General features: G+C 66.1%; 20 protein-coding genes, 1 tRNA gene and 2 pseudogenes. 10 read left to right on the top strand and 13 right to left on the bottom strand.

All coding sequences use genetic code 11. The features are described 5' to 3' along the window. The first annotated feature begins 86 nt into the window (after nucleotides 1–86). Together EXE52_RS12240 and EXE52_RS12235 are read left to right on the top strand one after the other, a co-directional pair. Nucleotides 87–860: a DUF429 domain-containing protein gene (locus EXE52_RS12240; protein ID WP_089308734.1), complete on the top strand. Its 774-nt coding sequence runs from the start codon at nucleotides 87–89 to the stop codon at nucleotides 858–860. A 52-nt stretch (nucleotides 861–912) separates the two neighbouring features. Further along, nucleotides 913–1,614 carry a TVP38/TMEM64 family protein gene (locus tag EXE52_RS12235; protein WP_049932921.1) on the top strand — a complete coding sequence of 234 codons (702 nt, stop codon included), beginning with the start codon at nucleotides 913–915 and terminating at the stop codon, nucleotides 1,612–1,614. 25 nt (nucleotides 1,615–1,639) lie between these two features. Here the strand turns inward: EXE52_RS12235 and EXE52_RS12230 are convergent, their stop codons facing one another. Together EXE52_RS12230 and EXE52_RS12225 are read right to left on the bottom strand one after the other, a co-directional pair. Then, nucleotides 1,640–2,062, bottom strand: coding sequence for a GtrA family protein (locus EXE52_RS12230; protein WP_089308733.1), 423 nt, complete (start codon nucleotides 2,060–2,062; stop codon nucleotides 1,640–1,642). Continuing rightward, on the bottom strand, nucleotides 2,062–3,660 hold the full coding sequence (locus tag EXE52_RS12225; protein ID WP_089308732.1) for a sulfatase-like hydrolase/transferase: 1,599 nt from the start codon (nucleotides 3,658–3,660) through the stop codon (nucleotides 2,062–2,064). The genes EXE52_RS12230 and EXE52_RS12225 overlap by 1 nt, the downstream gene beginning before the upstream one ends. A gap of 193 nt (nucleotides 3,661–3,853) precedes the next feature. On the opposite strand from EXE52_RS12225, the gene EXE52_RS12220 reads away from it, so the two are divergent. Together EXE52_RS12220 and EXE52_RS12215 are read left to right on the top strand one after the other, a co-directional pair. Continuing rightward, entirely contained in the window at nucleotides 3,854–4,810 is a 957-nt protein-coding gene (locus EXE52_RS12220; RefSeq protein WP_089308731.1) for an alpha/beta fold hydrolase, read from the top strand. Between the two features lie 73 nt (nucleotides 4,811–4,883). Next, entirely contained in the window at nucleotides 4,884–5,156 is a 273-nt protein-coding gene (locus EXE52_RS12215; protein WP_089308730.1) for a hypothetical protein, read from the top strand. A 12-nt stretch (nucleotides 5,157–5,168) separates the two neighbouring features. On the opposite strand, the gene EXE52_RS12210 is transcribed toward EXE52_RS12215, so the two are convergent. Further along, nucleotides 5,169–5,696 (bottom strand): hypothetical protein, encoded by a 528-nt coding sequence (locus EXE52_RS12210; RefSeq protein WP_089308729.1) that lies wholly within the window; start codon nucleotides 5,694–5,696, stop codon nucleotides 5,169–5,171. Between the two features lie 83 nt (nucleotides 5,697–5,779). Between EXE52_RS12210 and EXE52_RS12205 the strand changes: the two genes are divergently transcribed. Further along, nucleotides 5,780–5,854: transfer RNA gene (locus EXE52_RS12205), tRNA-Val, on the top strand. Between the two features lie 275 nt (nucleotides 5,855–6,129). On the opposite strand, the gene EXE52_RS12200 is transcribed toward EXE52_RS12205, so the two are convergent. Next, nucleotides 6,130–7,041: an SDR family NAD(P)-dependent oxidoreductase gene (locus EXE52_RS12200; RefSeq protein ID WP_086219278.1), complete on the bottom strand. Its 912-nt coding sequence runs from the start codon at nucleotides 7,039–7,041 to the stop codon at nucleotides 6,130–6,132. A 60-nt stretch (nucleotides 7,042–7,101) separates the two neighbouring features. Between EXE52_RS12200 and EXE52_RS12195 the strand changes: the two are divergent. The 3 genes and pseudogenes from EXE52_RS12195 to EXE52_RS12185 all read left to right on the top strand — a co-directional run. Beyond that, a pseudogene (locus EXE52_RS12195) lies at nucleotides 7,102–7,731 on the top strand (ABC transporter permease); the annotation flags it as partial. Beyond that, nucleotides 7,728–8,776 (top strand): annotated as a pseudogene (locus EXE52_RS12190) (ABC transporter permease). The pseudogenes EXE52_RS12195 and EXE52_RS12190, both read left to right, overlap by 4 nt. Nucleotides 8,777–9,477: 701 nt before the next feature. Further along, nucleotides 9,478–12,138, top strand: a complete 2,661-nt coding sequence (locus EXE52_RS12185) for a PAS domain S-box protein (protein ID WP_089308543.1) — start codon at nucleotides 9,478–9,480, stop codon at nucleotides 12,136–12,138. A 57-nt stretch (nucleotides 12,139–12,195) separates the two neighbouring features. Here the strand turns inward: EXE52_RS12185 and EXE52_RS12180 are convergent, their stop codons facing one another. From EXE52_RS12180 to EXE52_RS12160, 5 genes are all read right to left on the bottom strand, one after another. Next, nucleotides 12,196–12,621: a universal stress protein gene (locus tag EXE52_RS12180; RefSeq protein ID WP_049931046.1), complete on the bottom strand. Its 426-nt coding sequence runs from the start codon at nucleotides 12,619–12,621 to the stop codon at nucleotides 12,196–12,198. 93 nt (nucleotides 12,622–12,714) lie between these two features. Then, nucleotides 12,715–13,161 (bottom strand): peptidylprolyl isomerase, encoded by a 447-nt coding sequence (locus EXE52_RS12175; protein ID WP_049931060.1) that lies wholly within the window; start codon nucleotides 13,159–13,161, stop codon nucleotides 12,715–12,717. A gap of 143 nt (nucleotides 13,162–13,304) precedes the next feature. Further along, nucleotides 13,305–14,981 (bottom strand): hypothetical protein, encoded by a 1,677-nt coding sequence (locus EXE52_RS12170; protein WP_089308544.1) that lies wholly within the window; start codon nucleotides 14,979–14,981, stop codon nucleotides 13,305–13,307. Nucleotides 14,982–15,097: 116 nt separating this feature from the next. Further along, nucleotides 15,098–15,916 carry a hypothetical protein gene (locus tag EXE52_RS12165; protein WP_089308545.1) on the bottom strand — a complete coding sequence of 273 codons (819 nt, stop codon included), beginning with the start codon at nucleotides 15,914–15,916 and terminating at the stop codon, nucleotides 15,098–15,100. A gap of 6 nt (nucleotides 15,917–15,922) precedes the next feature. Then, on the bottom strand, nucleotides 15,923–17,239 hold the full coding sequence (locus EXE52_RS12160) for a hypothetical protein (protein ID WP_089308546.1): 1,317 nt from the start codon (nucleotides 17,237–17,239) through the stop codon (nucleotides 15,923–15,925). 141 nt (nucleotides 17,240–17,380) lie between these two features. On the opposite strand from EXE52_RS12160, the gene EXE52_RS12155 reads away from it, so the two are divergent. Then, the gene (locus EXE52_RS12155; RefSeq protein WP_089308547.1) at nucleotides 17,381–18,238 is read left to right on the top strand and encodes a metallophosphoesterase; all 858 of its coding nucleotides are present in this window, start codon (nucleotides 17,381–17,383) and stop codon (nucleotides 18,236–18,238) included. 188 nt (nucleotides 18,239–18,426) lie between these two features. On the opposite strand, the gene EXE52_RS12150 is transcribed toward EXE52_RS12155, so the two are convergent. The 4 genes from EXE52_RS12150 to EXE52_RS12135 all read right to left on the bottom strand — a co-directional run bounded on the left by EXE52_RS12150 (nucleotide 18,427) and on the right by EXE52_RS12135 (nucleotide 23,610). After that, the gene (locus tag EXE52_RS12150; protein WP_086219270.1) at nucleotides 18,427–19,905 is read right to left on the bottom strand and encodes an MATE family efflux transporter; all 1,479 of its coding nucleotides are present in this window, start codon (nucleotides 19,903–19,905) and stop codon (nucleotides 18,427–18,429) included. Beyond that, nucleotides 19,902–20,492 (bottom strand): TetR/AcrR family transcriptional regulator, encoded by a 591-nt coding sequence (locus EXE52_RS12145; RefSeq protein ID WP_049931032.1) that lies wholly within the window; start codon nucleotides 20,490–20,492, stop codon nucleotides 19,902–19,904. The genes EXE52_RS12150 and EXE52_RS12145 overlap by 4 nt, the downstream gene beginning before the upstream one ends. Before the next feature lie 1,430 nt (nucleotides 20,493–21,922). Then, entirely contained in the window at nucleotides 21,923–23,164 is a 1,242-nt protein-coding gene (locus tag EXE52_RS12140; protein WP_089308548.1) for a chemotaxis protein CheC, read from the bottom strand. A 233-nt stretch (nucleotides 23,165–23,397) separates the two neighbouring features. Beyond that, complete coding sequence (locus EXE52_RS12135) at nucleotides 23,398–23,610, bottom strand: hypothetical protein (protein ID WP_049931028.1); 213 nt, start codon at nucleotides 23,608–23,610, stop codon at nucleotides 23,398–23,400. 203 nt (nucleotides 23,611–23,813) lie between these two features. On the opposite strand from EXE52_RS12135, the gene EXE52_RS12130 reads away from it, so the two are divergent. After that, nucleotides 23,814–24,722: an ADP-ribosylglycohydrolase family protein gene (locus EXE52_RS12130; protein ID WP_049931026.1), complete on the top strand. Its 909-nt coding sequence runs from the start codon at nucleotides 23,814–23,816 to the stop codon at nucleotides 24,720–24,722. The last annotated feature ends 148 nt before the right edge of the window (nucleotides 24,723–24,870 follow it).

Genomic DNA, 24,870 nt, shown 5'->3' with positions numbered 1-24,870 from the left:
GACCGCACCTCGCAGGGCCCTGTGCCCCGAGCGATCGGTCCGCGGACCGGGCCGATTGAATAGGCACGGGAACGAGCGATCGATCGATGACACCCGACACCGTCGCGGGCGTCGACTGGGCGGGCGGCGCGTGGCTCGCGGTCGTGTTCGACGGGACCGGCGGGCCGGACGCGCGCCTCGAACGCGACCTCGAAGCGCTGTGGAACGACGGCGTTGATCGGCTGCTGGTCGACGTGCCGATCGGTCTCCCCCACGACGCCGAGACGCTGGTGAAGCGCGAGGCCGTCGACTCGGCCGCGCGGTCGGCCGCCGAGCGTCCGAGCAGCGTGTTCCCCGTCCCCTCGCGGGGCGCGTGCGAAGCGGCCAGAGACGGCGCTGACTACGAGGCGGTGAGCGAGCGGAACCGGGCCGACCTCGGCAAGGGGCTCAGCCGACAGTCGTACCACATCGCGCCGGCGGTCGGCGAGGTCGACGCGTTCCTCCGGCGGGACGAGGCGGCGCGCGAGGCGGTCATGGAGGCGCACCCGGAGGTGTGCTTCCGCGGGCTCAACGGCCGGCGGCTCGACCACTCGAAGACCACGGCCCCGGGCGTCGGCGAGCGGCTCGGCGCGCTCGACGGGCACCTCGACGACCCGGGCGCCGCGCTCGGTCGGGTCTGTCGACGGCTCGCAGACGAGCCCACCGACGCCGTGAGGGAGGCGGACCCCACCGCCGACGACGCCGTGGACGCGCTCGGGCTGGCGGTCGTCGCCCGCCGGCCGGTCGACGAGCTACGGTTCCTGCCGGGTGACGCGGATCACCGGGACGACGAGGGGGTCCCGATGCGGATGGCCTACTGGAGCGCGGACCCGTTGGCGTGAGGATCCGCCGGGTGGTAAGGTTGAAGTCCCTCTGTCACCCGCTACGACACGAATGAAACTCTTCTCCTCGCGGGCGGACCGCCGGCGAGGGATCGCGGCCGCGGTCGGCGTCGCGGTCCTCGCGGTCGGGCTCTACGTCCTCGTGAGCCGCTACGCAGGGTTCCTCACCAACGCGGAGGCCCTCCGGACGTGGCTCGACCAGTTCGGTATCTTCGCCCCCATCGTCTTCATCGGCCTTCAGGCCCTCCAAGTCATCGTCGCCCCGATCCCAGGGCAGGTCGTCGCGCTGGTCGCGGGGTTCCTCTTCGGCCCGCTCGCGGGCACGGTGTACAGCCTCACCGGCGTGCTGATCGGGAGCGCGGTAGCCTTCTCGCTCTCGAAGCGGTACGGGCGCACCTTCGTGGAGCGGGTCATCCACGAGGACGTGATCGCCCGCTTCGACGGGTTCGTCGACACAGTCGGCGTTCCCGGGCTGTTCGCGTTCGTCATCATTCCCGGCCTCCCCGACGACGCGATCTGCTTCCTGAGCGGCCTCACCAAGTGGTCGCTACCGACGTTCATGGCCGTCATCGCGGTCGGTCGCCTTCCGGCGTACGTCCTCACCGTGTACGCGGGGGGCCAACTCGCGAGCGGCCGGTTCCTCTCGGCGATGGCGCTCGTCGCGCTCGTCGTCGCCGCGTCCGCGGTCGGGTACTACAAGCAGGAGGCGGTCCGCGACCTCGTCGAACGCGTCGAGCCGCGGCTCCCCTTCTGAGGGGCCCGAGACGAGCGATCCGGGGTCAGCCCCACGTCCAGTGCGCGTCGAGGACGAACCGGTAGAGTCCGCTGACGAGGATCGCGGCCACGTTCGCGATCAGGTACATCACCCCGGCCCACTCGACGAGCGCGGCGAGCACGCCGAGCTGGATCGGAATCGCCGTGCCGCGGACCAAATTCGTCTTCAGCAGTCCGGCGAGGTACTCGGAGGCGCCCGTGTTCCGGCTCGCCCGGAACGTCCACGCGTTGTTGAGGACGTACGAGCAGACGATCGTGATCTCGATCGCGATCGTCGCGCCGACGATGTAGTTCAGTCCCGCGGTGTCGACGAACAGCCAAAGCAGGGCGAGCTGGAGCCCTGCGGTGAGCGCACCGACGACGACGAACCGGCGCATCTGGACCGCGATCGGTCCGCTGGCGAGGTCGCGGAGGACCGCTCGAAGCATCACTTATACCCGAGCGCTTCGAGGCGAGCTTCGAGGTCTTCGTCGACCTCGTCGTCGCCCCGCTCGGCGGCGGCCGCCTCCGCCGCGGCGCCGCGCTCGCGGAGCAGTTTCGCGTGGGAATCGACGACCGGGGCGAGCCGGTCGATGACTGCTTGTCCCTCCGCGTCGGGGTCGACCGCGAGGTTCTCTTGTTGGGTTGGATCCGTGGGACGGTGGTACAGCTCGCGGTCGCCGGCGTCGACGTTCTCGATGTACGTCCAGTCGTCGTCGCGCGCGCTGACGAACAGGTCGCCGTCGGACAGTGACCGGGGGATCGGCTGCTGGGTCACGTCCTCGCCCCGGACGGTCACCGAGACGACGGGGTCGGCAGCGTCGCGGTCACCGTCGCCGCCGGACTCGGACGGCGCATCGACGACGGTGTCGGAGGGCGTCTCCTCTCCGGCGGCAGAGAGCGTCTCCTCGCCGCCGCCGGAGCGCCTCTCCTCGCCGCGGAGCGCCGGCAGGAGCGACTCGCCGTGCCACTCGGGCACCGGATCGACGCCGAGGAGGTCCGCGACCGTTGGGGGGATCGCATCGAGGCCCACGTGGCCGTCGACGTGGCCGCCGTCGAGCCCGGGCACGTCGGCCACGAACGGAACGTGGATCAGCTCGTCGTACAGCTTCGGGTAGTGGGCGAGGTGGCCGTGTTCCTGGAACTCCTCGCCGTGGTCCCCCGCGAGCAGCACCGCGGTGTCGTCGCGGACGCCCGCGGCGTCCAAGGCGTCGAGCAGTCGCCCGACGCTGGCGTCGACCTGCCGCACCGTCGCCTGGTACAGCGTCCGCAGTTCGCTGAGCGTCCGCTCGCCGACTTCGAGGCCGAGGCTCGTCCGGGCGTGCGCGTGGAGCATCTGGTGCGTGCCGACGATACCGTCGGACACCTCGCGGATGTAGCGCGGCGCGGGGACGTACGGCGTGTGCGTGTCCATGTAGTGGACCCAGAGGAAGAACGGCTCGTCGGTGTCGTCGACGAACCCGGTCGCGGCGTCCTCGACGTCGAACATGCGCGAGGCGTCGAGGAACGGGCGGTCGTCGCTGTCGCCGCGGAACTTCGAGCCGAGCCGACGGACGGGCGAGGTCGCGAGCTGGATCCACGCCTCGACGGTCGGGTGGGCCGCGAGGTACCGGCTGTAGACGCTGGATCCGACGCTGGTGACGAACGGCTCGAACTCGTCGAAGCCGTCGGGATACCCCCAGTGGTCGGTGAGGAATCCGTTCGCGGCGTTGAAGCCGCCGGTCGCGATCCCGGCGTCGGAGAGCACCTCCGCGAGCGTCACCGACTCGTCGACGCCGATGTCACCGGACCGAGTGAACACCGGTTCCGAGGCGAGGATCGACGGGAACGAGAACGGCGTCCAGTTGCCGGTCGCGAACGCGCGGTCGAACACGGTTCCCCCGTCGGCGAGCCCGTCGATCACCGGCGAGCGTCGCTCCGGGTCGTACGGGGAGACCGCGTCCGCCCGCAGCGAGTCAACCGTCACGAGGACGACGTTCGAGACGGCCGCGTCGTCGCTCGGCGTACCGGGGTCTGCGGCCGTCCGGGTCGACGAATCGGATGTCATAGAGTACGCGGCGGACCCCCCGCGGCCGCGCCTCGGGCGGCGGCGCGCGGAGCGTCACGAGTATACTTAAATGCGGTTTGCCAGCGGTTTGAGGATTTCGATCCCTCCCATCTCCCGGAGCGCGGCAGTCCGTGGGTCCGTGTGCGCCCGCGTCGAGCGTAGCTATTTGCCCGTCCCGCTCCTCAACCCGACCATGCGCGAGACGCCACAGAGCGGACCGGTCGACGCCGCGGCGCTGCCGGAGTCGGTCCCCGACGACGAGATTCCCGAGTCGATCCCCGCCGAGTCCAGGGCGATCGAGACCAGCGGTGCGACACTTCACGCCGTTGAGGCCGGTCCGGAGGACGGGAAGCTCCTCGTGCTGCTCCACGGGTTCCCCGAGTTCTGGTACGGTTGGCACGAGGCGGTCGTCCCGCTCGCGAACGCCGGCTACCGCGTCGTGGTCCCCGACCAGCGCGGCTACAACCTCTCGGCGAAGCCGTCGGCGGTGCGCGATTATCGGATCGGCGAACTCTCGCGCGATGTCGTCGACCTGATCGACGCATACGACCGCGAGACGGCCGCCGTCGCGGGGCACGACTGGGGGGCCGCGGTGGCGTGGTGGCTCGCTCTCCACCACGAGGACCGTCTCTCGGAGCTGGTCGCGGTCAACGTCCCGCATCCGACGGTGTTCGAGGAGGCGCTCCGGGGGTCGTGGGACCAGCGGCTCAAGAGCTGGTACATGCTCGCGTTCCAGCTCCCGAAACTGCCCGAGGCGGTCGCCAGCGCGGGGAACTGGCGGCTCGCGACGAACGCGCTGCGGGACACGAGCGCACCCGGCACCTTCACCGACGAGGACCTGCGCCGGTATCGCCGGGCGTGGAACCGCGACGGCGCGTTCGAGGCGATGGTGAACTGGTACCGCGCGATCGTGCGCGACCGCCCCGAGCCGATCAAGAGGGAGGTGGCCGTCCCGACGCTCGTGATCTGGGGCGCGCAGGACCAGTTCCTCGCGCGCCGACTGGCCAACGAGAGCGTCGACCGCTGCGCCGACGGTCGCCTGCTCGCGATAGAGGAGGCGAGCCACTGGGTCGTCCACGAACACCCGCACCGCGTCGCCGAGGCGATCGCGGACCACGCCGACCCTCTCCCGCCGGGCGCGCGCGAGTGAGGCCGGCCGTTTCGAATACTGTCCCCGCCGAGTCGCCACAAAGGTTATATCTGCCCTCGGCCAAGGGACAGATATGAGCAAACACTTCGAAGACGCGCGGTACTACCTGGGTCGGGCGGCCGAACACGCGAAGGCGGGCGTGGTAGAAGAGTTAGAGCCGGTCGAAGCCCGCGTGAAGGAGCTCGTCGGCCGGGAAGACGAGGAACCGGAGCCGTCGCGGCTGGACAAGCTCCAAGCGGACCTGAAGGACCTCGAAGAGCGCGCCGAGGGCGAGGCCCGCGAGGCGGTCGCGTCCGCCCGGAAGCGCGTCGCGGAGTACCGCGGCAAGGACACCGCCGCCGAGTAGTCGCGCCGCGTCCTATCGGATCGGCGGCTCCGCTCCGGCGGTTTCGTCCCCACCGATCCGTTCGTCAGCGGGAACCACCGCGTACTCGATGCCCGCTTCTTCGAACAGCGACCGCACCCGTTCGATGCCCCGCTGTGCGTCGACCTCCGTCGCGCGGTAGTGCCGGACCGGGTGGCGGATCCACGACGGCTCCCAGTGGGCGTACACGTCCGTGGTCGAGCGGTCGGGGCCGACGTACAGCGCGAGGTGGAGCTGGTCGTCGCTGGCGAGCGCCCCCTCGGGGTACCACGCCCAGCTCGCGACGGTCGTCTCGGGCGGCGTCTCGTAGTCGCGGTACTTCAGCGAGGAGACGAGGTTGCGGACGAACCCGAGCCGGTGGAGCTGCGCTTCGACGAGGGGAAACGGCTCGCGGAGCGTGAACGCGTACTGCTCGCGCGGCGTCTCGCGCTCGGCGTAGAGCCCGACGAGCGACAGGGGCGCGTGGAGGAGGCTCGCGACGCTCTGTCGGACCCGTTCGAGGAACCGGAGTTCGTGGGTCACGGCGGGGGATCCGAGCGGGTCCGGGATGTACTTTCCGCGTAAGGTAACTCTTAAGTCCGGAGGTCGGATACCTCGAAGTGAGCGGGTTGGTGGTCTAGCTAGGTTATGACGGCTCCTTCACACGGAGCAGGCCGGCGGTTCGAATCCGCCCCAACCCATGCGTCTTCCTGCGGTTTCTGAAGTAGACAGCCTTCGCTGTGTCATTCAGTCTGGGGAGATAGCTCTCTTTCCAGCTATCTGTGTTCAGTGTACTGGGTCGGTCAGGCCCTTCGATCAAAATAAGTCTGTAATTCTTGTCAGCACAAAATCACAAACCGACAGTAACAACCAATGATCGGTCACAGCCGCCAAGGTCCTCTATCAGCTAGCAAACGTGGCTCTGTTGAATGCTTCTAAAGACGAAGTGGATATCGTACTGTCGCAAACGCCCAGTTCATTCGGCACCTTCTGCGAGGGGCGTAGCTATCCCGAGCAGATCCGCGCTCGCATTCCAGAGACGCTGCGCCGCATAGGTGCCCTGTGCCGGAGCGGACGGCTGTGTCGGCCGTTGATCGCTGAAGTATCGTCCAGAGATCGTCGCTGTCCGCGGCGAGAGGGCGGGCACCAGAATCTCGGCCGCCCCCTCGGCAACGCTCGTGACGATCGGCAGACCATCGAGCGCTTCGAGGACGCGGGGGATCGGTCCAGGGAGGAACCGACTGAACCCGCTTCCCGGGATCGCACCGGGATGGATGCTATTCGAGACAACGTCCCGGTCGGCGGCGTCAAGTCGTCTAGCGAGTTCACTCGAGAAGAGAATATTCGCGAGCTTCGAGTGGCTGTACGCCCACATGCCAGAGTACTCGTCGAGCGTCTGAACCCGCGAGAGGTCCAGTGACGTCCCCTGGTGCGCGGCCGAGGCCGTCGTGACGATTCGACTGCCGGCGGTGAGATGGTCGAGCAGCTCCGCGGTCAACAGATACGGGCTGAGGTGGTTGACGTGGAACGTGTACTCGACGCCGAGGTCGGTGAGCCGCCCGCTTCGGAAGAAGCCGCCCGCGTTGTTGATGAGGAGGTCAAGGCCGTCAGTCGTCCGGCGGACGGTCGCGGCCAGTTCTCGGACGGCGTCGGGGTCAGCGAAATCGGCCCGAACGAACTGACCGTCTGACCCGAGCGCGTCGAGTTCGTTCACGACCGCCGCCCCGGCCTCCTGATCGCGACCGTGGACGATGACATCGGCACCGAGACGCCCCAACGCGAGCGCCGCAGCGCGGCCGATGCCGCTCGTCGAACCGGTCACGAGCGCTCGCGTTTCGGAACAGTCCACGTCCGCAACGCCCGCGATAGCTTCGGGCTGCGTAGTCATACGAACCATTCGTCCTATAGGCACTTGAGGCCGTCTGCCCGGAGGCTGGCGACACGTCCAATCATGTTGAACTTCATCGCGGTCGGGGTGGTGGGGTGGCTGGTCCAGAACCCGTTCCGCGGCGAAGGCAACGCGGCCCCGAACACGGAGCGAATTCCGGAGTACGTCTCCCTACCCGGCGTCGCGTTCGACAGTTCCGGCTTCTCGATCGTCGGGCCCGGAATCGCGCTCGCGACCGTCGTCGTGATCTCCGTCGTGGTGGAGCGCAGCCGATTCGGATACGACATGGTGACGAGCGGCCACCAGGAGTCGGCGGCGACGTACTCGGGCGTCGACGCCGAACGGACCGTCGTCTCGACGATGACCCTCTCGGAGGTGGTGGCGGGAATCGCCGGCGCGGTGTTCGCAATTATGATCCAAGGCTGCTACACCGACCTGAGCGGCATCGGGACGTACGGGTTCGACGCGATCGCCGTGAGCCTGCTCGCCGCGAACAACCCGATCGGCATCGTCCCGGCGGGACTACTTTTCGGCGGCCTCGAGTCCGCCGGGTCCCACATCGGGATCTACACCGACCTTCCGGTACAGCTCATCGACGGGGTCATCGGGCTCGTCATCCTCTTCGTCGCCGTGCCGGAACTGTTCCGGACGGCCGCCGTGCGGACCGGGGTAGGGGGTGACCGCCGATGAGTCTCGCGGGCTACGCAGACGGCAACCGACTCCGGATCGGGGACGGTGCCGCCCTCGTCGCCGCGGCCGTCGCGGTGGCCGTCGCGCTGGATCTACCGATCGTCGAGATCGTCACGATCGGGTTCGTGGAGCGCTCGCTTCAAGCCGCGACACCGATCGCGCTGACGGCCATCGGCGGTCTCTACGCCGAGAAGAGCGGCGTCTTCAACATCGGCGTCGAGGGGTTCATGATCTTCGGGGCGGCGACCGCGGCGACGACGATGTGGATCATCAGCGGGGGCGATCCGGGGCAGAGCGATATCTGGCTCGCGATCCTCGCCTCGGTGCTGGTCAGTCTCGCGTTCGCAGTGCTGTTCGCGATCCTGTTGATCAGATACGAGGCGGACCAGATCGTCGCCGGGTTGGCGCTCTGGTTCGTCGGGCTCGGCTTCGGGCCGTTCATGGCGGTGCTCGTCTGGGACAGCCGAAACAGCCCGAGCCTCGAGAGCATCGACAACCTGGCTATCCCCGTGCTCGCAGACGTCCCCGTGCTCGGTCGGATCCTCTTCGACGCGTCACCGCTCGTGATGATCACGGCCGTCGTGGCCGTGGCCGCGTGGAAGTTCCTCAACGACACGAGGTACGGATACTGGATCCAAGCGGCCGGGGAGAACCCGGAAGCGCTCGACACGGCCGGCGTCGACCTGACGCGTGTTCGATACGCGGCAGTGATCTTCTCCGGCGTCATGGCCGGCCTCGGCGGCGCGGTACTGCTCGCACAGGCGGGGTCGTTCACCGGCACCGGTGACACGATGGTCAGCGGCCGCGGCTGGATCGGCATCGCCGCCTACCTGTTTGGGAACTACAACCCGCTCGGAGCGGCCGCCGCAGCGCTCGTGTTCGGGGCTTGGACATGTTACAGATCCAGCTACAGACGGTCGGCATCAACGTCCCGAACAGGCTGGTTAATCTGTTCCCGTACGCCGGCGTGATCCTCGTCCTGACGATCTGGGGCTCCACGCGGACCCCCTCCGCCGTCGGCGAGACGTACGAGAGCGAGGAGTGAGCACCGACGGGCGAGTGCCCGTTCTCGGTGTCTGATCACGGTTATAGAGACGGCAAGGCGAATACACCCGCCTTTAGGCGGGTAATGAAGCCGACATGGTGGGAAGCTATCCACTAGCCGAACGTCTGTACAGAGTTTCACAGACGGAGATTTAATTGACAGGCCGCTCTATCTGAAGGTAGGAATCGGTCGGAACGGAGCGGATTCCGGACCGTCCTTCAGAGGCGGCCTGTCCGCCCGCGTAACGAGACAGTATCTGAAAGGGTAGTCGGTGAACGCTACATCCTCGAAGGGTGTGTCTGTGCCGACCGCTCAAAGCACGCGACACGATATCCCCAACTCCGCTGACGCCTGCTGGCGCCCCCGTGGCAAAAACAACATTGGGACGCCATACATGGTCGAGGATAGGGGTAACGGCGGCTTGGCACCGCCAGCAGTCCACCACATCGACGCTGTGGGACTACCCGTGCCCGAAAGGTGTGGTAGTCCGGTGATCGGACTGGAAACCTGAAACTCCCACCGCTCGGGATTCCTCCGCGTTTACGCGGAGGAGGATGTCAATACCACGGTCGAGACCGGAGGCGCGAGGCCGACATTCGCTCATAAACACTACCCGAGTGCTGCGTCTTGGTTCACGTTTAGTTACATTTCTATAGGGGACTTATTACTGCGTAATTATATATCTAACAGTAAGGCGTCACATGAGCGAGAAAGTGAACTCAATCCGCATTTTACATGTCGACGATGATCCCGACCTTGCGGAATTGGTCAGTACCTATCTTCGAAGAGAGGACAGTCATTTCGAGGTCGTATCCGCGGGGAGCGCGAGTGACGGACTCGACACACTCGCTGAAACGGACATCGACTGCGTTGTTTCCGACTACGACATGCCGGAGCGGAACGGGATCGAACTTCTCGAAGCCGTTCGCGAGCGGGACGCCGATCTTCCATTTATACTGTTCACGGCGAAAGGAAGCGAGGACATCGCGAGCGATGCGATTTCGGCGGGCGTTACGGATTATTTACAGAAGGGAGTCGGCACCGATCAGTACGCCGTTCTGGCCAATCGGATCCGAAACGTCGTCGACAAGTGGCGAGCCGAGCGGGAGGCCGAACGGACCAAGCGGCGCCTTGAGGCGATCGCCGAAAACTCAAGCGACGCCATCCTCACCGTCGACTCCACGAACACGATCCAGTTCGTAAACCAAGCGACCGAAGACTTGTTCGGGTACGAGCCGGAGACCCTCAGAGGCGACTCGCTGTTCACCTTGATACCGGAGCGGTATCGAGACGGCCACCGGCAGGGAATGGAGCGGTTCCTGGAGACGAACGACCGGTCGCTGGACTGGACGGCGATCGAATTCTCCGCCCAGCATCGAGAGGGACACGAGGTGCCGGTCTCGATATCGTTCAGCACGTTCAAGGAGGGCGGCGAACGCAAGTTCGTCGGCGTTCTCCGAGACATCTCGGAGCGTGTTCGGATGGAAGACGAACTCCGAGAGCGAGAACGGCGGTTCCGGCAGATGGCCGAGAACATCCAGGAAATGGTCTGGATGACCGACCCGACGAAGGGAGAAGTGCTCTACGTCAACCCCGCGTACGAGGTGATTTGGGGCCGGTCGCCCGACGCGCTGTACGAGGACCCGCAGTCATTTGCGGACGCCATCCATCCGGAGGACCGAGACCGAGTCGAAGAGATCCTCGATCCGCAGTCGACTGGCTCCTACGAGGAGGAGTACCGCATCGTCCGGCCGAACGGAGAGACGCGATGGGTGTACGACCGGGCCGTTCCGGTGAAAAACGAGGCCGGAGAAGTGTATCGGACCGTCGGTATCGCCTCGGATATAACTGAGCGGCGAGAACGCGAGCGTGAGTTTGATCGCGTCGTCGAACTCCTCGATCACACGGAACGGGTCGCCGATGTCGGCGGCTGGGAGGTCGACCCGAAGACGGGGGACGCGTTCTGGTCCGACCACCTGTTCGAGCTCATCGGCTGGGAGGGCGACCGAGCGCCCTCACTGGAGGACGTCGTCAACATCTACGTCGAGGAAGACCGGCCGAGGGTTGAAGCCGCGGTCGAAAACGCACTTACTCACGGGGAATCGTTCGCGATAGAGGCCCGCCTCCAGCGGTCTAACGGTGAGGATCGGTGGATGGAGATCCGCGGCGACCCTCACGTCGAAAACGGTGAAGTCACGACGCTCCGAGGGGCCGTTCACGACATTACTGAGCGGAAGCAACGAGAGCGGGCGCTTCACGAACTGTACGACGTCACTTCGGACCCGGATCTGTCGTTCGACGAGAAGGTACAAGCGCTTCTGCGGCTCGGTCGGAGGGAGTTAGGAACCGAGTACGGGACCCTCTCGAGCATTCACGACGACGAATACGTCTTCGAGTTCGTCGACACGGACCGTGAGACGATCCAGCCCGGCGACGTAGTTCCGGTCTCGGCGACGAACTGTGAACTAGTAGCGAGCACCAGACAGACGGTCGTGATCGGCGACGTCGAACGGGATGCGCCCGAGGAGACCGGCCGGGCGGGATTCACCGAGTGGGGGATTTCGTCGTACATCGGAGCCCCGGTGTTCGACACCGGTGACGTGTACGGGACGTTCTGTTTCTACGACACTGCGGCCCGGGCCGATCGGTTCACGGACTGGGAGGAGACGCTGGTTGACCTGATGAGCAACTGGGTGACGGTGGAACTCCAGCGAAAGCGGACGACGGAACAGCTCCGAGATCAGAACGAGCAGTTGAGCCAGTTCGCGTCGATAGTTTCGCACGACCTACGGAACCCCCTGAACGTCGCGAAGGGCCGACTGGAGTTGGTACGAGAGGAGTACGACGGTGAGCATATCGACGCGGTGCGCCGGTCTCACGAGCGGATGCAGGACTTGATCGACGATCTGCTTGCGCTCGCTCGCGTCGGAGAACAGATGGGCGAGTTAGAGCGAGTGAACCCGGCGGATGTAGCCAGCGATTGCTGGCGGACGGTCGCTACCACTGAGGCAACGCTCAGAACGGCTATCAGCCGGAGTGTTCGTGCCGATGAAAGTCGGTTTCGCCAGTTGTTCGAAAATCTCATCAGTAACGCGATCGAGCACGGCGGCGAGGACGTGACGGTTACCGTCGGGGAACTGGACGACGGGTTCTACGTCGAAGACACCGGTGTGGGGATTCCGGAAGAGAACCGTGACAGCGTGTTCGAACCCGGCTACTCCACCACGCGAAACGGGACCGGCTTCGGACTACACATCGTGAATCAGGTGGTGAAAGCACACGGATGGGACATCCGGGTGACTACCGGAGCTCGGGACGGCGCCCGGTTCGAAGTCACGGGCGTCGAGTTCAGTTCGGAGTGACCTGTCGCGGGTTCAGCTCCCGAGGCGTCGCCCCGCGACGCGGAGCGGCACGGCCTCTCAGGACTGCTGGTTGGGGAAGACCATCACCGGTACGGCCGCCTCCCGGATGAGTCGGTTCCCGGGGTCGCCCGCCAGCGTCTGCTTCCACGTGTCCATGTCGCGCGGCGTGAAGGCGACCACCGTCGCCGCGGTCATCTCGACCGCGTCGACGAGCGCCTCCGTGACCTCGCGCGCTTCGAGCGTCACCCACTCGAACTCGAGGTCGCGGCGATAGAGGATGTCCGAGAACGTTTCGTAGGTCGCCCCGGCGAACTGGTCTCGACCGGTCTTGATCGTCGTCTCGGCGTCGGTCCCCCGCGTGACGTGTGTCACGATGAGCGTGGTCCCCGCGTCGAGATGCGGCCGGATCGCACGCGCCGTCGCCTCCGCGTCTTCGGGACTCGCTATCGGGACGAGAATGCGTTCGAAGAGCTCGTCGTTCACAACGGAACTGTCTCCCAGACGAACATAACTCGTGGGGGACGTTCCCGAGGTGCGGCTCTCCGTGTGCGGCGGCCACCGACACCTCAGTCAGACTCAGTTGACCTCGATGATCTCCACGTCGAACGTCAGCGTTTCGCCGGCGAGGCGGGGGTTGAAGTCCACCCGAACGATCTCCTCGTCGACGTGAACGACCTCTCCCTGACTCCCGTTCTGAGCCTCGAGATACGAGCCCTCCTCCGGCGTCTGTCCGCCGAGCATCTCTCTGAGCTCCGCGGTCTCGAACTCCTGGACGTGTTCCTCGCTGGGTTCGCCGTAGGCCTTCTCCGGCGGGATCGTCAGCGTCTCCGTGTCTCCCGCCTCTAAGCCGATCAGTCCCTCCTCCATCCCCTCGATGACCTGCTCGGCCCCGATTTCGACCGTCAACGGCGTGTACTCTCTGTCGGGTTGCGCTTCGGCGAGCCCCGCCTCCTCGGCGACGGACTGCCGGGTGGTGTCGAACACTGTTTCGTCGTCGAGTCGGCCCGTATACTCGATCGTCACGGAATCGCCGGTATCGATCGTCATACGCGTTCGAACAGCGCCGCACGGAAAGTCTGTGGCATTGCGCGACAGGAGCCGGTGCGGCACAGTGCGGCGTCGCCGTGTCGGCGGTCAGGGCGGGCGCCGACGGGTGGCTCGCTTCGTCACTGCGATCCGACCGACCGCCGGAGCGCGCGCTGTGCGCGGTACAGCGTGTACGCAACGGAGACCCCGACGAAGACTACCGCCGCACCGACGGCAGCGAGCACCGGACCGGACGCCGGCTCCTTCAGGTCGTCGCCCGTGCCGCAGTTTCCGCAGCCGTCGTCGCCGCAGTTCCCACACCCCGGCGCGTCCGTCGAGTCGTCGTCCGCCGAGTCGGCCGTCGATCCGCCCCGATCGGCCGCGGTGGCCTCGTCTGCGTCGGGGGTGGCACTCGTCTCGTCCGGTTCGCGAGAGACGCCGTCCGGCCGCGTCTCGCTCGGCGTTTCGTCCGGGCCGTCGTCCGTGGCGACCGGCCCGGCGGTCACTTCGACCGAGTCCGTGGCCTCGCCACCCGAGTCGTCGGGCTCGTCGAACAGGTGCGGCGCGTGCGAGCGGAGCGCCTCCAGCCCAGCCTCGATCTCTTCGCGGTCCTGGTGGCCCACCGCGAACTCGGACAGCTCGTCGACCATCTCGCGGGCGCGCTCGGATCGGTCGTTCTCGACGTAACTCCGGGCGGCGTCGAACATTGCCCGGCCGAGCCAGTGTGCGAACACCGGGTTCTCGTACCGGTCTTCGAGCGCTTCGAGGCGTTCGAGCTTCGTCTCGCCCGCGTCGATGTCGCCGTCGAAGAACGACGCCCGCGCGGAGAAGAACGCCGCCACCGCCGCCCACGTCGCACTCGACGGCGTCGAGAGTCGCTCGTGGTGCGCGGCCGTCTCGCTCGCCCAGTGTTCGACCCGACTGATGTCGGCCGCCTCGAAGCCGGCGCGCGCGGCGTTCGCCGTCGCGACCGGGAGCCAGCGGGTGATCGACTCCTCCCGGGCCGGGTACCGGTCGGCGAGCGCTTCGATCCGACCGATCCGGGCCTCGATCGCTTCGACGTCCGTCCGCTTGGCGTCGGCGTTCGTTCGGCCGGCGAGGACGCCGGCCAGGCCGGCGGCGACGTCGCCGTCCGGGTGGGTTCGAAACAGCTCCTCCGCGCGGGCGACGCGGTCACCTTCGACCGCCGAATCGGGATGGTCGTCGCCCGTGTCGGCGCCGCCGTTGCGGCCCAGCGGCACGTCAGCGGTCTCCTCGCTCTCGGGTTCCTCGCCGAGGTACAGTTCCGCGTGAGCGTACGCCCGCAACAGCGCGGCCGCGACGTCCGGCTCGGGATGCGCGTCGTACAGCGTTTCGAGACGGTCAACCAGGGGTTCGATCCGATCGCGACGATCCCCCTTCCCGTTCGCGTGGATCGTCTCGGCGGTCGCCCGAGCCAGCGGCGCCGCGATCGCCGGCTCGGGGTGGCGGTCGTACAGCGTTTGGATTCGGTCTCGGTACGCCTCGATGCGGCCGGGGTCGATCGCGGTCTCGTAGAGGTCGTCACGGTCCCGCACGCTCGTCGCGTTCGCGAGGGCGTTCGCGAGGTGGACCGCCGTGTCGTTGGCTCCGCCGTGGCCGCGGAGCCGGTCCAGCCGCGCGATCGTCTCGGCCTCAGCGTCGAACGCTCCGCGTTCGCCGTAGGCGTCGGCGAGCGCGACGAGGGCGTCGGTCAATCGCGCGTGATCGTCCGGGCTCCTCTCGGCCGGTTCCGTCGCGGCGATCGCCTCGACGCGTCGCTCTAGCTCGTCGACAGACCGTGTGTCGCTGGCTACCATATGTGTTGATCTACCCTTGGCGTCTTCCGACGTAAACGCTCGCCTTCGAGCGTGGCGTCACCTGCTGTCGTTTTCCCCGCGCGTCCCGCTCCGTGCTGCCGAGCAGTTTCCGGTCGTCAGGCACTAGCGCTGGCTGCGTCGGCGCTCCGCTTGAGCCTGATAATGAGACTAATCAGGAAGGTCCCTATCATCACCAAGAGCACGTTGACGGCCCCTCGGATTGCCGGCGCCGGGAGCGAAGTGGCGGTGGCGCCCTGTATAACGCTCACCGTCCCCACACAGATCAGCACGGCGATCACGTAGGTGACGGTGGCATCGAGGACGGTCCCGTGCGTCAGCCGACGCGCCCGGATCGCCTGTCCGAACGAGACCCCGTAAACGGTGAACGCACCGGCCGCGGTCGCGACGATCACCTCCGCGACCACCGTCGGCCCGAGCCAGACAACGAGCGGGAACTGGATTAAGGCGAGCAGCATGAATCCAGTCTCGATCCGTCGGGCCGTCGACAGCGAGATCCGGGTTCCCTCGGTCGATGTCGCGGGCTGAGCGTAGTACAGTTCTCGGAGTGACAAGGCGAGGAAGACGGCAAAGAACAACTGTGAAAGGAGTCTGAACGCGACGAGAACCGTTCCAACTGCCGGGCGAGTCGTCTCGGCCAGCAACAGCGCCGAGAACACTCCACCGACGGCCGTCGACAACGCGACGTACCGCCACACGAGCGTGTCATGCGGTTCGTGTCGCGCTGTTACCAGCGCGTACCGCGCCGTTCCGAGGCACGCGGCCAGCACGAGGACGAGGGCGACGAACCGAGTGACGCTGGCCCCGAGTACCGGTGACGAGGTACTAACGACCGCTGGTCCCGGCTCTAACGCGCTCGACCCGAGAGTCGCCGTCATCAGTTCGTTCCCGCCACGTTCGACGACGCGGTCACGCATTGCTGGTCACGATAACAAGTCTCGTTTGAACGCTGCCACAGAGGCGTATCGCTCCATCTTCGCTGTTCTCAGCGACTTCAGCAGGACTGTGGACAGTCCTTCGGGGATACCGGTCACGACGTCTCGCGTGTGAACGGTCCCGTCGTCGCGGATCGGCGCGGCGCCCGTCAGTAGCTCGTGCCCGATCATACCGAGCCCGTAGATGTCGGTCGCAGTGTCGACCCCGCCGAATCGATCGGGAGCGACGTGTTCCGGTGCCGCGTACGAGTCGGGTATCTCGGAGAACGTAGTCTCCGGCCCGAACACTTCCCGCAGTCCCCAGTCGCTGACCCGCGGAAAGGCCCACGCGTCAGGGTCTTCGACGGCGTTGACCGCAGTAATCACGCCCGGCCACATCGCACCGTGAAGCACGCCCGCAGCGTGTGCGTACTGAACCGCGTCGGCGATCTGTAACAGAATCCACCTGGCTTCAGCCGGTGAGACCGGCGTCTCTCTCTCGGTGAGGAGCCCCGGTGCGCCCCGCTCAGAGACGAGCCACGGTACGGGGCGCGTTCCGGCGTCGACGACGCGTGCGACAGCGTCATGATCGTCGATCCGACGCCACCGCTCGATCGCGTCCCGAAAGGCGTCGTCATGCATACCGCTGGCGATCACACCCCGGCGGCACGTCGCTGTGAATTCGCGCCCGCTCGTCGCGAATTGGATGCGCTCGGCGTCTGAATCGCCGGCTGCTTCAGCAGCCTCTCTTGACCTGTGTTCGGTCAGCGATCGGTCGAGTCGGGGTGGCTTCGCAGGGGGCTCGTTTGGGGGATGTCCGGGTGTCGGCGACGCGTCCTCGCCGTCCGCGGAGCCGGTCGACTCCTCTCGGTCCGCCGCGACGGCGGGTTCGGTCGGTGAGATCGCTTCGTCCCCTTCGTCCGCGATCACTGACCCGCCGGATTCGAACTCGGGGGGTTGATAGCCGGCGACAGTCCGGATGGCAAGTGACTCGTCAATCAACCCGGCTTCGACCGCCCCATCGATGATCTCGGCGACCGCCTCCTGGTTGTGGTCATCGAGCACCGCGAGGGTCCGAAGCGCGACCGACCGGGCCGCTGGATCGCGAAGCGCTCGTCGGAACCGTCCCGCACAGGCGTCGACGAGTTCGGGCGTCTCCGCGGACACGAATCGAAGTGCCCACGACGCGGCTCGTTGAACTTCCTCGTCGTCGTGCTCGAGCTGCGCCACGACCCGCGCGGTCCGCGCGGCGTCGAACGATTCGGGATCTGTGAGCGCCGCCTCGAGCAGCTCGTTCGGGTCCGGCGTCAAGTCCGTTCGGTCCATGATGACACTCTACCCAACAGCACGTCGTCACGTGGTCTGCTCAACCTGAGAGAGTCACGCTAATAAATCACGCTACATCACCCACGGTCCGCTCGATCTCCACCAAACGACTTCGGGGGTCGAAGACCAAGGTGTACCGAGATGAGTGTTCCGCCCGCTACTGTCGAACGAACCTCCGGCGACCCGTTGATCGTACACGTCAGTGATATCCACGGCTACCTCACGGACGCTCGAAGCGCGCTGCTCGCCGTCGGTGACTCCGGGCAGTATCCGGACCTCGTACGGGCCGATGAGTCTGACCGGCTCCACTGGGCGGACAACGATTACGTACTCGTGGTCAACGGCGACGTGATCGACCGGGGGCCGGCGAACGAGGAGTGTCTCGAGATGGTCTGGCGACTCCAAGAGGAAGCCCCGCCCGGGCGGGTCCGATACCAGTTAGGGAATCACGAGTTGGCTATTCTGCTCCCGTCGTTCGTCCGGTGGCCGGGTGCGTATTCCACCGGCCTCGACGCGGCGGACCGGCGCGAGTTTCTCCGGCGAGCCAGCGAGGGGGCTGTCACGGCCGCCTTCGAGGGATATCAGTATCGCTACAGTCACTCCGGACAGAACGAGCCGTTCGACGTGACGAGGGTAAACGACGTAGTCCGGAACGCCGCGAGCGAGCTGTTGGCCGTCGACGGCGACGACAGAACGGTACAGAAGCGGCTCGAACGACGACACGGCCGCGTGTTCGCCCTCGGCAGCGACGGCGGCCGCGGCCCCGATGCCGGGCTCTGCTGGCTGGACTTCACGCACCTGGACCCGTCGGCCCTACCACAGATCGTCGGCCACACGAAGCGAGTTGACCCCGTTCGGAACGGCAACGTGGTCTGCGGGAACATCATCCGGATGAACCACCGCTCGGCAGGGGGCGAGGGCGTCCTGATCGAGAGCGCTGATTCGCTGGAGGTCGTCCGCCGAAAACCCGACGGGTCCGTCTCCGTCTCATCGGTCTGACCGGCGCGCGCCGCGCTGTAGCGAGCGATCGGCGCAGGTGGACCCGCTCCGCGTCTGTGCGTGACAACGCCCGCTGCGGCGACTGCCCAGTTCTACCGGTGTACGGGGCGAGCGCCGCGACGCGCGGCCCCGAGACCGTCCACGGGGCCGAAAGCGTCGACGGTGCGTTTCGGATACGGCTGAAGTGATCAGTCGTCCCCGATGGTGGCCTCAGCGTCGTCCGGTTCAGGTCCCGGTTCGGAGCCGCTGGGGTCCGGCGTCCCGCGAACGTCGCCCGCACGCCACGTCCCGCGTCGGAACCACAGCCACGCGATGACCGCCCCGGCGACGTTCGAGGCGAAGAACGCGATCCAGATGCCCCGGACGTCGGGCTGGCCGAGGAACCACAGGTCGGTCGGGAGTATGCCCTGCGAGGCCACGTAGGAAACGGGCAGCCGGATGACGGCGAGCGCCGTGATAGAGATGGCGGCGGCGATCAGGGTCTTCCCGGCGCCGCGGAAGCCGCCCGTGAACGCCCGCTGGATCCCGATGAACCCGAACGAGAGCGCGACGTACCGGAGGAACTGCGCACCGACATCGAGCACGGCCGGGTCGTCGGTGAACACCGAGACGATTGGTGTCGGGACGAAGAAGATGGCGACGCCGACGACGCCGAGGATCCCGAACAGTCCCTTCGCGGCCACGTAGTTGGCCTCCTGTGCGCGGTCGTACTTGCCGGCCCCGACGTTCTGCCCGGTCATCGTCTCGACGCCGCGCGCGACGGCGATCGCGGGGAGGAAGATGACGGAGAACACCCGCGTTCCGATACCGAACGCGGCGACGACCGAGGTCGAGAACAGCCCCACGACAATCAGCAGGGCGTTGATCGAGAGCGCCCGACCGGTCCCCTCGATCGACGCCGGGACGCCGATTCGGAGGATCTTCCGGAGATACTGGAGGTCGGGCTTCATATCGGCGACGTTGATCTGAATCCCCCGCGTTCCCGACAGCATGATGTAGAGGCCGACGAGCATCGCCAGCGCCCGCGAGAAGATTGTGGCGATAGCGGCGCCCTGAATCCCGAGTTCCGGGAACGCGATCGGGCCAACCGCCCAACCGTTGATCAGGAACGGGTCGAGGATCACGTTGATGACGACCGTCCCGAACATGACGAGCATCGGCGTGATCGTGTCGCCCGCGCCGCGCATCAGCGAGATGAACACGAAGAATCCGAACATGAACGGCAAGCCCAGCGCGACCACCTGCATGTACGCCGTCGCGCCGGGGAGGACTTCGGGCGAGGCGCCGAGGAACGCGAGGAACTCCTCGACGAACGGATACCCGATCGCTCCGAAGATGACCGAGGCGATGAACGCGAACGAGACCGTCTGCGAGGCCGCATACTCGGCTTTTTCCGTCTCCTCGGCGCCAGTGTGCTGGGCGACGAGGACGCTCCCGGCGACCGAGAGCCCCATCCCGAGCGAGATGAGCAGGAACACCATCGGGAACGCGAAGGAGATGGCCGCCAGCGCCTCCGTCGAGTACTGGCCGAGCCAGAACGTGTCCGCCAGGTTGTAGGCGGTCTGCATCAGGTTCGTAATGACGATGGGAAGCGAGAGGAAAAACAGCGGTTTGACGATGCCGCCCTCCGTCAGGTTGAGCTCCTCTTGGCCTTTGAAGAAGCTCACGCGACCACCTCCGATCGGGGCTGCCAGCCGAGGTGGAGTTCCAGCGTGTTTTCGAGCATCCGACGCGTGTCGTCAAGCGGCTCACCGAGCGCCACGTGTCGGGCGTGTGCGCCGTTGATCGTCGTCGTGACGAGCCTGGCGACTTCGTCCGGGTCAGTCTCGGCGAAGTGTCCGCCGTCGATACCGTCGGCGACGATCTCCCTGACGACCTCGCACACGATGTCGTCGAGTTCGAGGAACCGTTCCCGGTACAGTTCCTGGAAGGGTGCTTGGGCTTTCAGCTCCATCATCGCCACGGGGAAGCCGTCGGCGGCGGGATCCGACGGTGTGAAGGCGTGGTCGAGGAACGCTGTGAGCCGGTCGCGCGGGTCGGTCGCCTCGAACGTGAGTTTCGTCTTGAACCGCTCGATCAGGTCGTCGAGGAACGCGTTCAGCAACTCCGCTTTCGTGTCGAAGTGGTAGTGGATCGCGGCGGTGGTCATCGACGCCTCGTCGGCGATTTTCTGTACCGTGAGGCCGGCGTACCCGTGCTCACACAGCACCGAATTCGTCGCGTCGATGATCTCGGATTTTGTCTCCGATCCCATTTCGTTCTGTCTCAACTTACTAACTGATTAGTTAAGGGCCTTCTGATGCGACGGCGGAGCCGAGGAGTCGGTCGCTGCGACTGCGAGAGTCGAGTGGATCGGTGTCGTGTGCGGTATCACATCGCCGAGGCCGACCTTCGGTGTGATCCAGGACCCGGCGCCGACCGGCGGAGCGGCTAGAAGCGCGTCCGGTACGCTGTCGCCGTTGAACTCCGACGGCGCTCGACAGACCGGACCGCGTCGTACGCGTTTCCCGTCGATCGCGTTCCGCGCGTCACCCAGGCCACTCACCGGCGGCGTGACAGAAACCGTGTCAAACTTCACGTCGTGTCGCCGCAATCGTTCGCTCGACATGAATCCGGAGCTGATGGGGGTGGGGGTCGCACTGAGTCTCGTCGGCGTCGCGCCGGTGGGGACCTGAGCCTCTCCGGGCCGAGGCCCCCGACCACCCCGCTGGGGCCGGTGGGACGGGCGCTCCTCTTTGCCGGCCTCGCCGGGATACGACTCAGTCTCGGCCCCGATCGGTGAGTCCCGCCGGTCGTCTCTGGACCGGCGTGAGACGGGCCGCCCGGTCGTCGGGAGGTATGTGTCGAGAGCGGACGGACTACGCACCCGGCGAACGCCCCTAACGGCGAAGTGACTCACTGTTCAGCGGGGACCCACCGGTGAAGTCTCGGCCGACGGTCGCGTGGGCCCTCGGAGTTGTCGGGCAATAGATCGAAGCGAGAACCGAACGAGTGCTTGTGTGTCTACAACACATTTCTGCCGAATGTTTAATCCAGCTAACCGCGAATGGGTGGACGGAAAGAGAGTCGCACGCTCCCTTTCCCCCCTAATGACCGACAGCTCGGCGCCGCTCGGACAGTGCCCGAGCTGCGACCGCGAGATCCCCGCGGCGTGGAAGATCATTGAGTACGACCACGGGGACGGGAATACGGGTGTCTTCGCGGAGTGTCCGGACTGCGATGCGGTGGTGAAACCACGGTAGGCCGGTCCGCTCCCTCGACGTAGTCGGGGAGTTCCGGTCTCGGAGACGGCTTGGTCTCAGATCGCGACCTCACAGACGCGTCTCAGAGAAATGGAGTGGCCCCCTCGCCCGTGTGTGCGTGAACGATGAAAATCGGCACGTCGTTCATCGCTGGTCCCGTTAGCTTATGTACAATTCGCACAATACAGTCTCGACGCCGGCGAGACGACCGGCAGAGATGATCTCACCGTGCGACGATCGACGCCGCGGGACCTCGCCGTGACGGAGATGAATCTCGCCAACGACGAGAAGAGCCGCCGGCGCACGGGATGAGCGGGCCTGTTCAAGCCGGTGGTTCCAGTCGCCCTCCGTTCCAGCGCACCGGCGGATTCGTGACTTCCGGGTCGACCGTTAGCCGCTGGGCGACGCGATGACTTCGGACGACATCACCGCACCCAAAGCGCTACTCGACGTGCTCTTGGAACAGGGACTCGGGGTCGGCCTCCATTTCTGCCTCGACGTCAGCGGACAGTTCGCCGACCGAGAGTTCGTCGAGCGCCTCCTTGAGCTCCTCGGCCCGTGGGAGGGCGAGTATTTTGCAACTCACGGCGTCCCCAGCCGTTTTAATGAGGGTGTCGAACCCGAACACGTACTCCTGCGTCGTCGCGAGATCCAGCATTATCGGATCGACGATAGCCGACGCGAAGTCGTGGACGAACTCCGGAGGGGTATGCTGGTTCGACGTGCCGAGCACGTTCGCCCACCCGTCGACGAATCCGCTGATCATGATATTGCTGATCTCTTCGATCGCGCTCTCGTGAATTCCGTCGAATCCGTCGGTGACCGCTCCGGTACCCATCGCCTCTGCGATTGTTTCGGCGGAGGGCTCGTCGAACAGGACAAGGACGTAGCCGGTGGGGAGGCCGGTTAGCTTCGCAACGACTCCCACCTGCTGCTCGTCACCGAGTCGCGGTCCGATCTGTTCGACCTGAAGGAAGCTCATGCGGCTGACCGTGACCGACGTGTCGATCCCGGTCATCATCGTTATGCTGTCGCCTGCGGTGTCGCCGCCCTTCGCGGCCATTCGGCTGAACACCTGGAGCTTGTCCAGCGGTATCGGCGTCGACTCGCTGGTGAGCCGGGTATCGAGAATATGCCTGAACGACGCCTCCTCGAGGAATACGTACGCCGTCGTTTCGACGACTGCGCTCGACGTTTCGAACGTAGTGTTCACCGTCAGCACCTGATTCGACGCCTGATCGATCGGCGTCGCGTCCGGGATGATGTCCGTCCCGCCTCCCGTCAGGTACGTCGGTGGGCGCTGATCGATAGCCTGGTTCAGATAGTCCGCCCACCCGTCGATGAACCCGCTAAGCATGATGTTTCCGAGTTCCGTGAGCCGCGATTCGAGACCGATCTCCTCGGCGCCGTCACCGGGAAGGCTCTTCGCGAGCGTCCTCGCGCCCGCCTCGTTGAAGACGAGCAGTGCTGTCCCAGCGATACCCCCGGAGAATTCGCTCGAAATGCCGATGAGATCCTGATTGTGAAGGTCAGCGATGATATCTCGACGCCGGAGGAGATCGATGCTCGTCGCTTCGACCGTCGGCCGGACACCGGTCAACTGTCCGAGTGAGTTCGCGGCCTGTTTCGACCCGTCATGAGCGAGGCGATTAAACTCTCCGAGGGCGTTAACCTCAATCTTCATATATGGTATGTTAATTGACAAGGCAGCATTTTAACACTTACCCCGGCGTTCCGCACCGCGGAAGCGAACCCTGAGAGCTCCTCGAACGGTGACGCGTTATACGGGCGCCGAGTGAAGGCAGCATCGGCAACCGCAGCATCGATGAACGCGAAGCGGCCACCCTCGGCAGTTCGTTCGGAGTGACGCGTCGTCCGCTGCGGAGATTCACTGTGCGTCGGAGAATCCGTAGGCTTTCACTCTCTGAACTCCACCGTGTAGCCGTTGTCGCGGAGCGCCTCGACGAGTTCGTCTCCGCGCTCGATCGTGAACTCGTGGAACGAGTTGTCCGGGCTGTCCGCCGAGTACAGCTCCGAGTCGATGTTGTCCGGGACCTCGTTCTGATGGGTGTCCTCCTGGACGACGACCGGCTGACTGGGAACCCGGGTAGAACTGCTTTCCTCTGTCATTTGAACATATCTTGTTACAGGTGTTCGGATATTTGAATTTCGATCCGGGTTCGGATCGGGACCGGCGTCCCCACGAACGAATACGGCCGGGTCGGTGCCGACGGCGGACGGATCGACCAGAACCGTCGACTGCGAGAGCGAGAGCTGCCGGAGCCGGTGCGCGTCACCCGACACTTTTCGTGGGGGCTCGTGTCGTGTGACGTATGGACGTTGATCGGGCCCGCGGTGTCCTCTGTGGGATCGCCTGTGGAGACGCGCTCGGTCGGCCGGTCGAGTTCATGTCCGCGTCCGGGATCCGTACCGGTCACGGGCGACTCGACGAGATGGTCGGCCACGGAACGTGGAACCAGCCCGCCGGGACGATCACGGACGACACCGAGCAGGCGCTGTGTATCGCGCGGAGCCTCGTCGAGCGGGGAGAGTTCGATCCGGCGGACATCGCGGAGCGGTTCGTCGCGTGGTACGACAGCGACCCGTTCGACATCGGCCGGATGACGATGAAGTCGTTGAGCCGACTCAAGCACGGCGGCGAGTGGGACGAGGCGGGCCGGCACGTCTGGGAACACAGCCCGGAGGGGCAGAACGCCGGGAACGGGAGCGTGATGCGGTGCGCGCCGCTCGCAGTTCCGTACGCGGCGGACCGAGAGCGACTCGTCGAGGTGAGCCGGGATTCGTCGCGGATCACGCACGCCGATCCGCGGTGTACGTACGGGTGCGGGATCCTGAACCTCACGGTGGCTGGGCTCCTCGACGACGCGGACGCGCCGTTACGGGATGCGCTCGACTACGTGGGTACGGACGCACCCGCTGAACTCGTCACGGCGCTTCGGCCGCTCGCTCGGGGAGACTCGCTTGACGACCTGGAGACGTCGGGCTATGTCGTTCATTCGCTACGGACGGCACTCCACGACGGGCTGTCCGCCGAGAGCGCCGAGGAGGCAATCGTGACCGCGGTCAATCGCGGCGGAGACGCCGATACGATCGGGGCGATCGCGGGTGCGGTCGCGGGTGCGCGGTTCGGCGCATCGACGCTTCCCGATCGGTGGCTCGACGCCGTCGGCGAGGCTGACGAACTCGAACGGATAGCGGACCGGCTCGTGGAGACGGCGTAATCCCTCTCTTGGCGTTCGACAGGGATCGGACGGTGAACCGGCGGCTCACACGTCGCCAGCGGAACGGAACGTCCGGGGGCAGGTCGTCGCGCAACGGGCGGCGAATCGGCGCCGAGTCGGCGGCCGAGGGACGCACCAACTGACTTAT

It is taken from the genome of Halorubrum sp. CGM4_25_10-8A (assembly GCF_005435025.1).
Lineage (GTDB): Archaea > Halobacteriota > Halobacteria > Halobacteriales > Haloferacaceae > Halorubrum > Halorubrum ezzemoulense.
The sequence above is the reverse complement of the archived record's forward strand: the minus strand, read 5'-3'. Positions and strand labels throughout refer to the sequence as shown.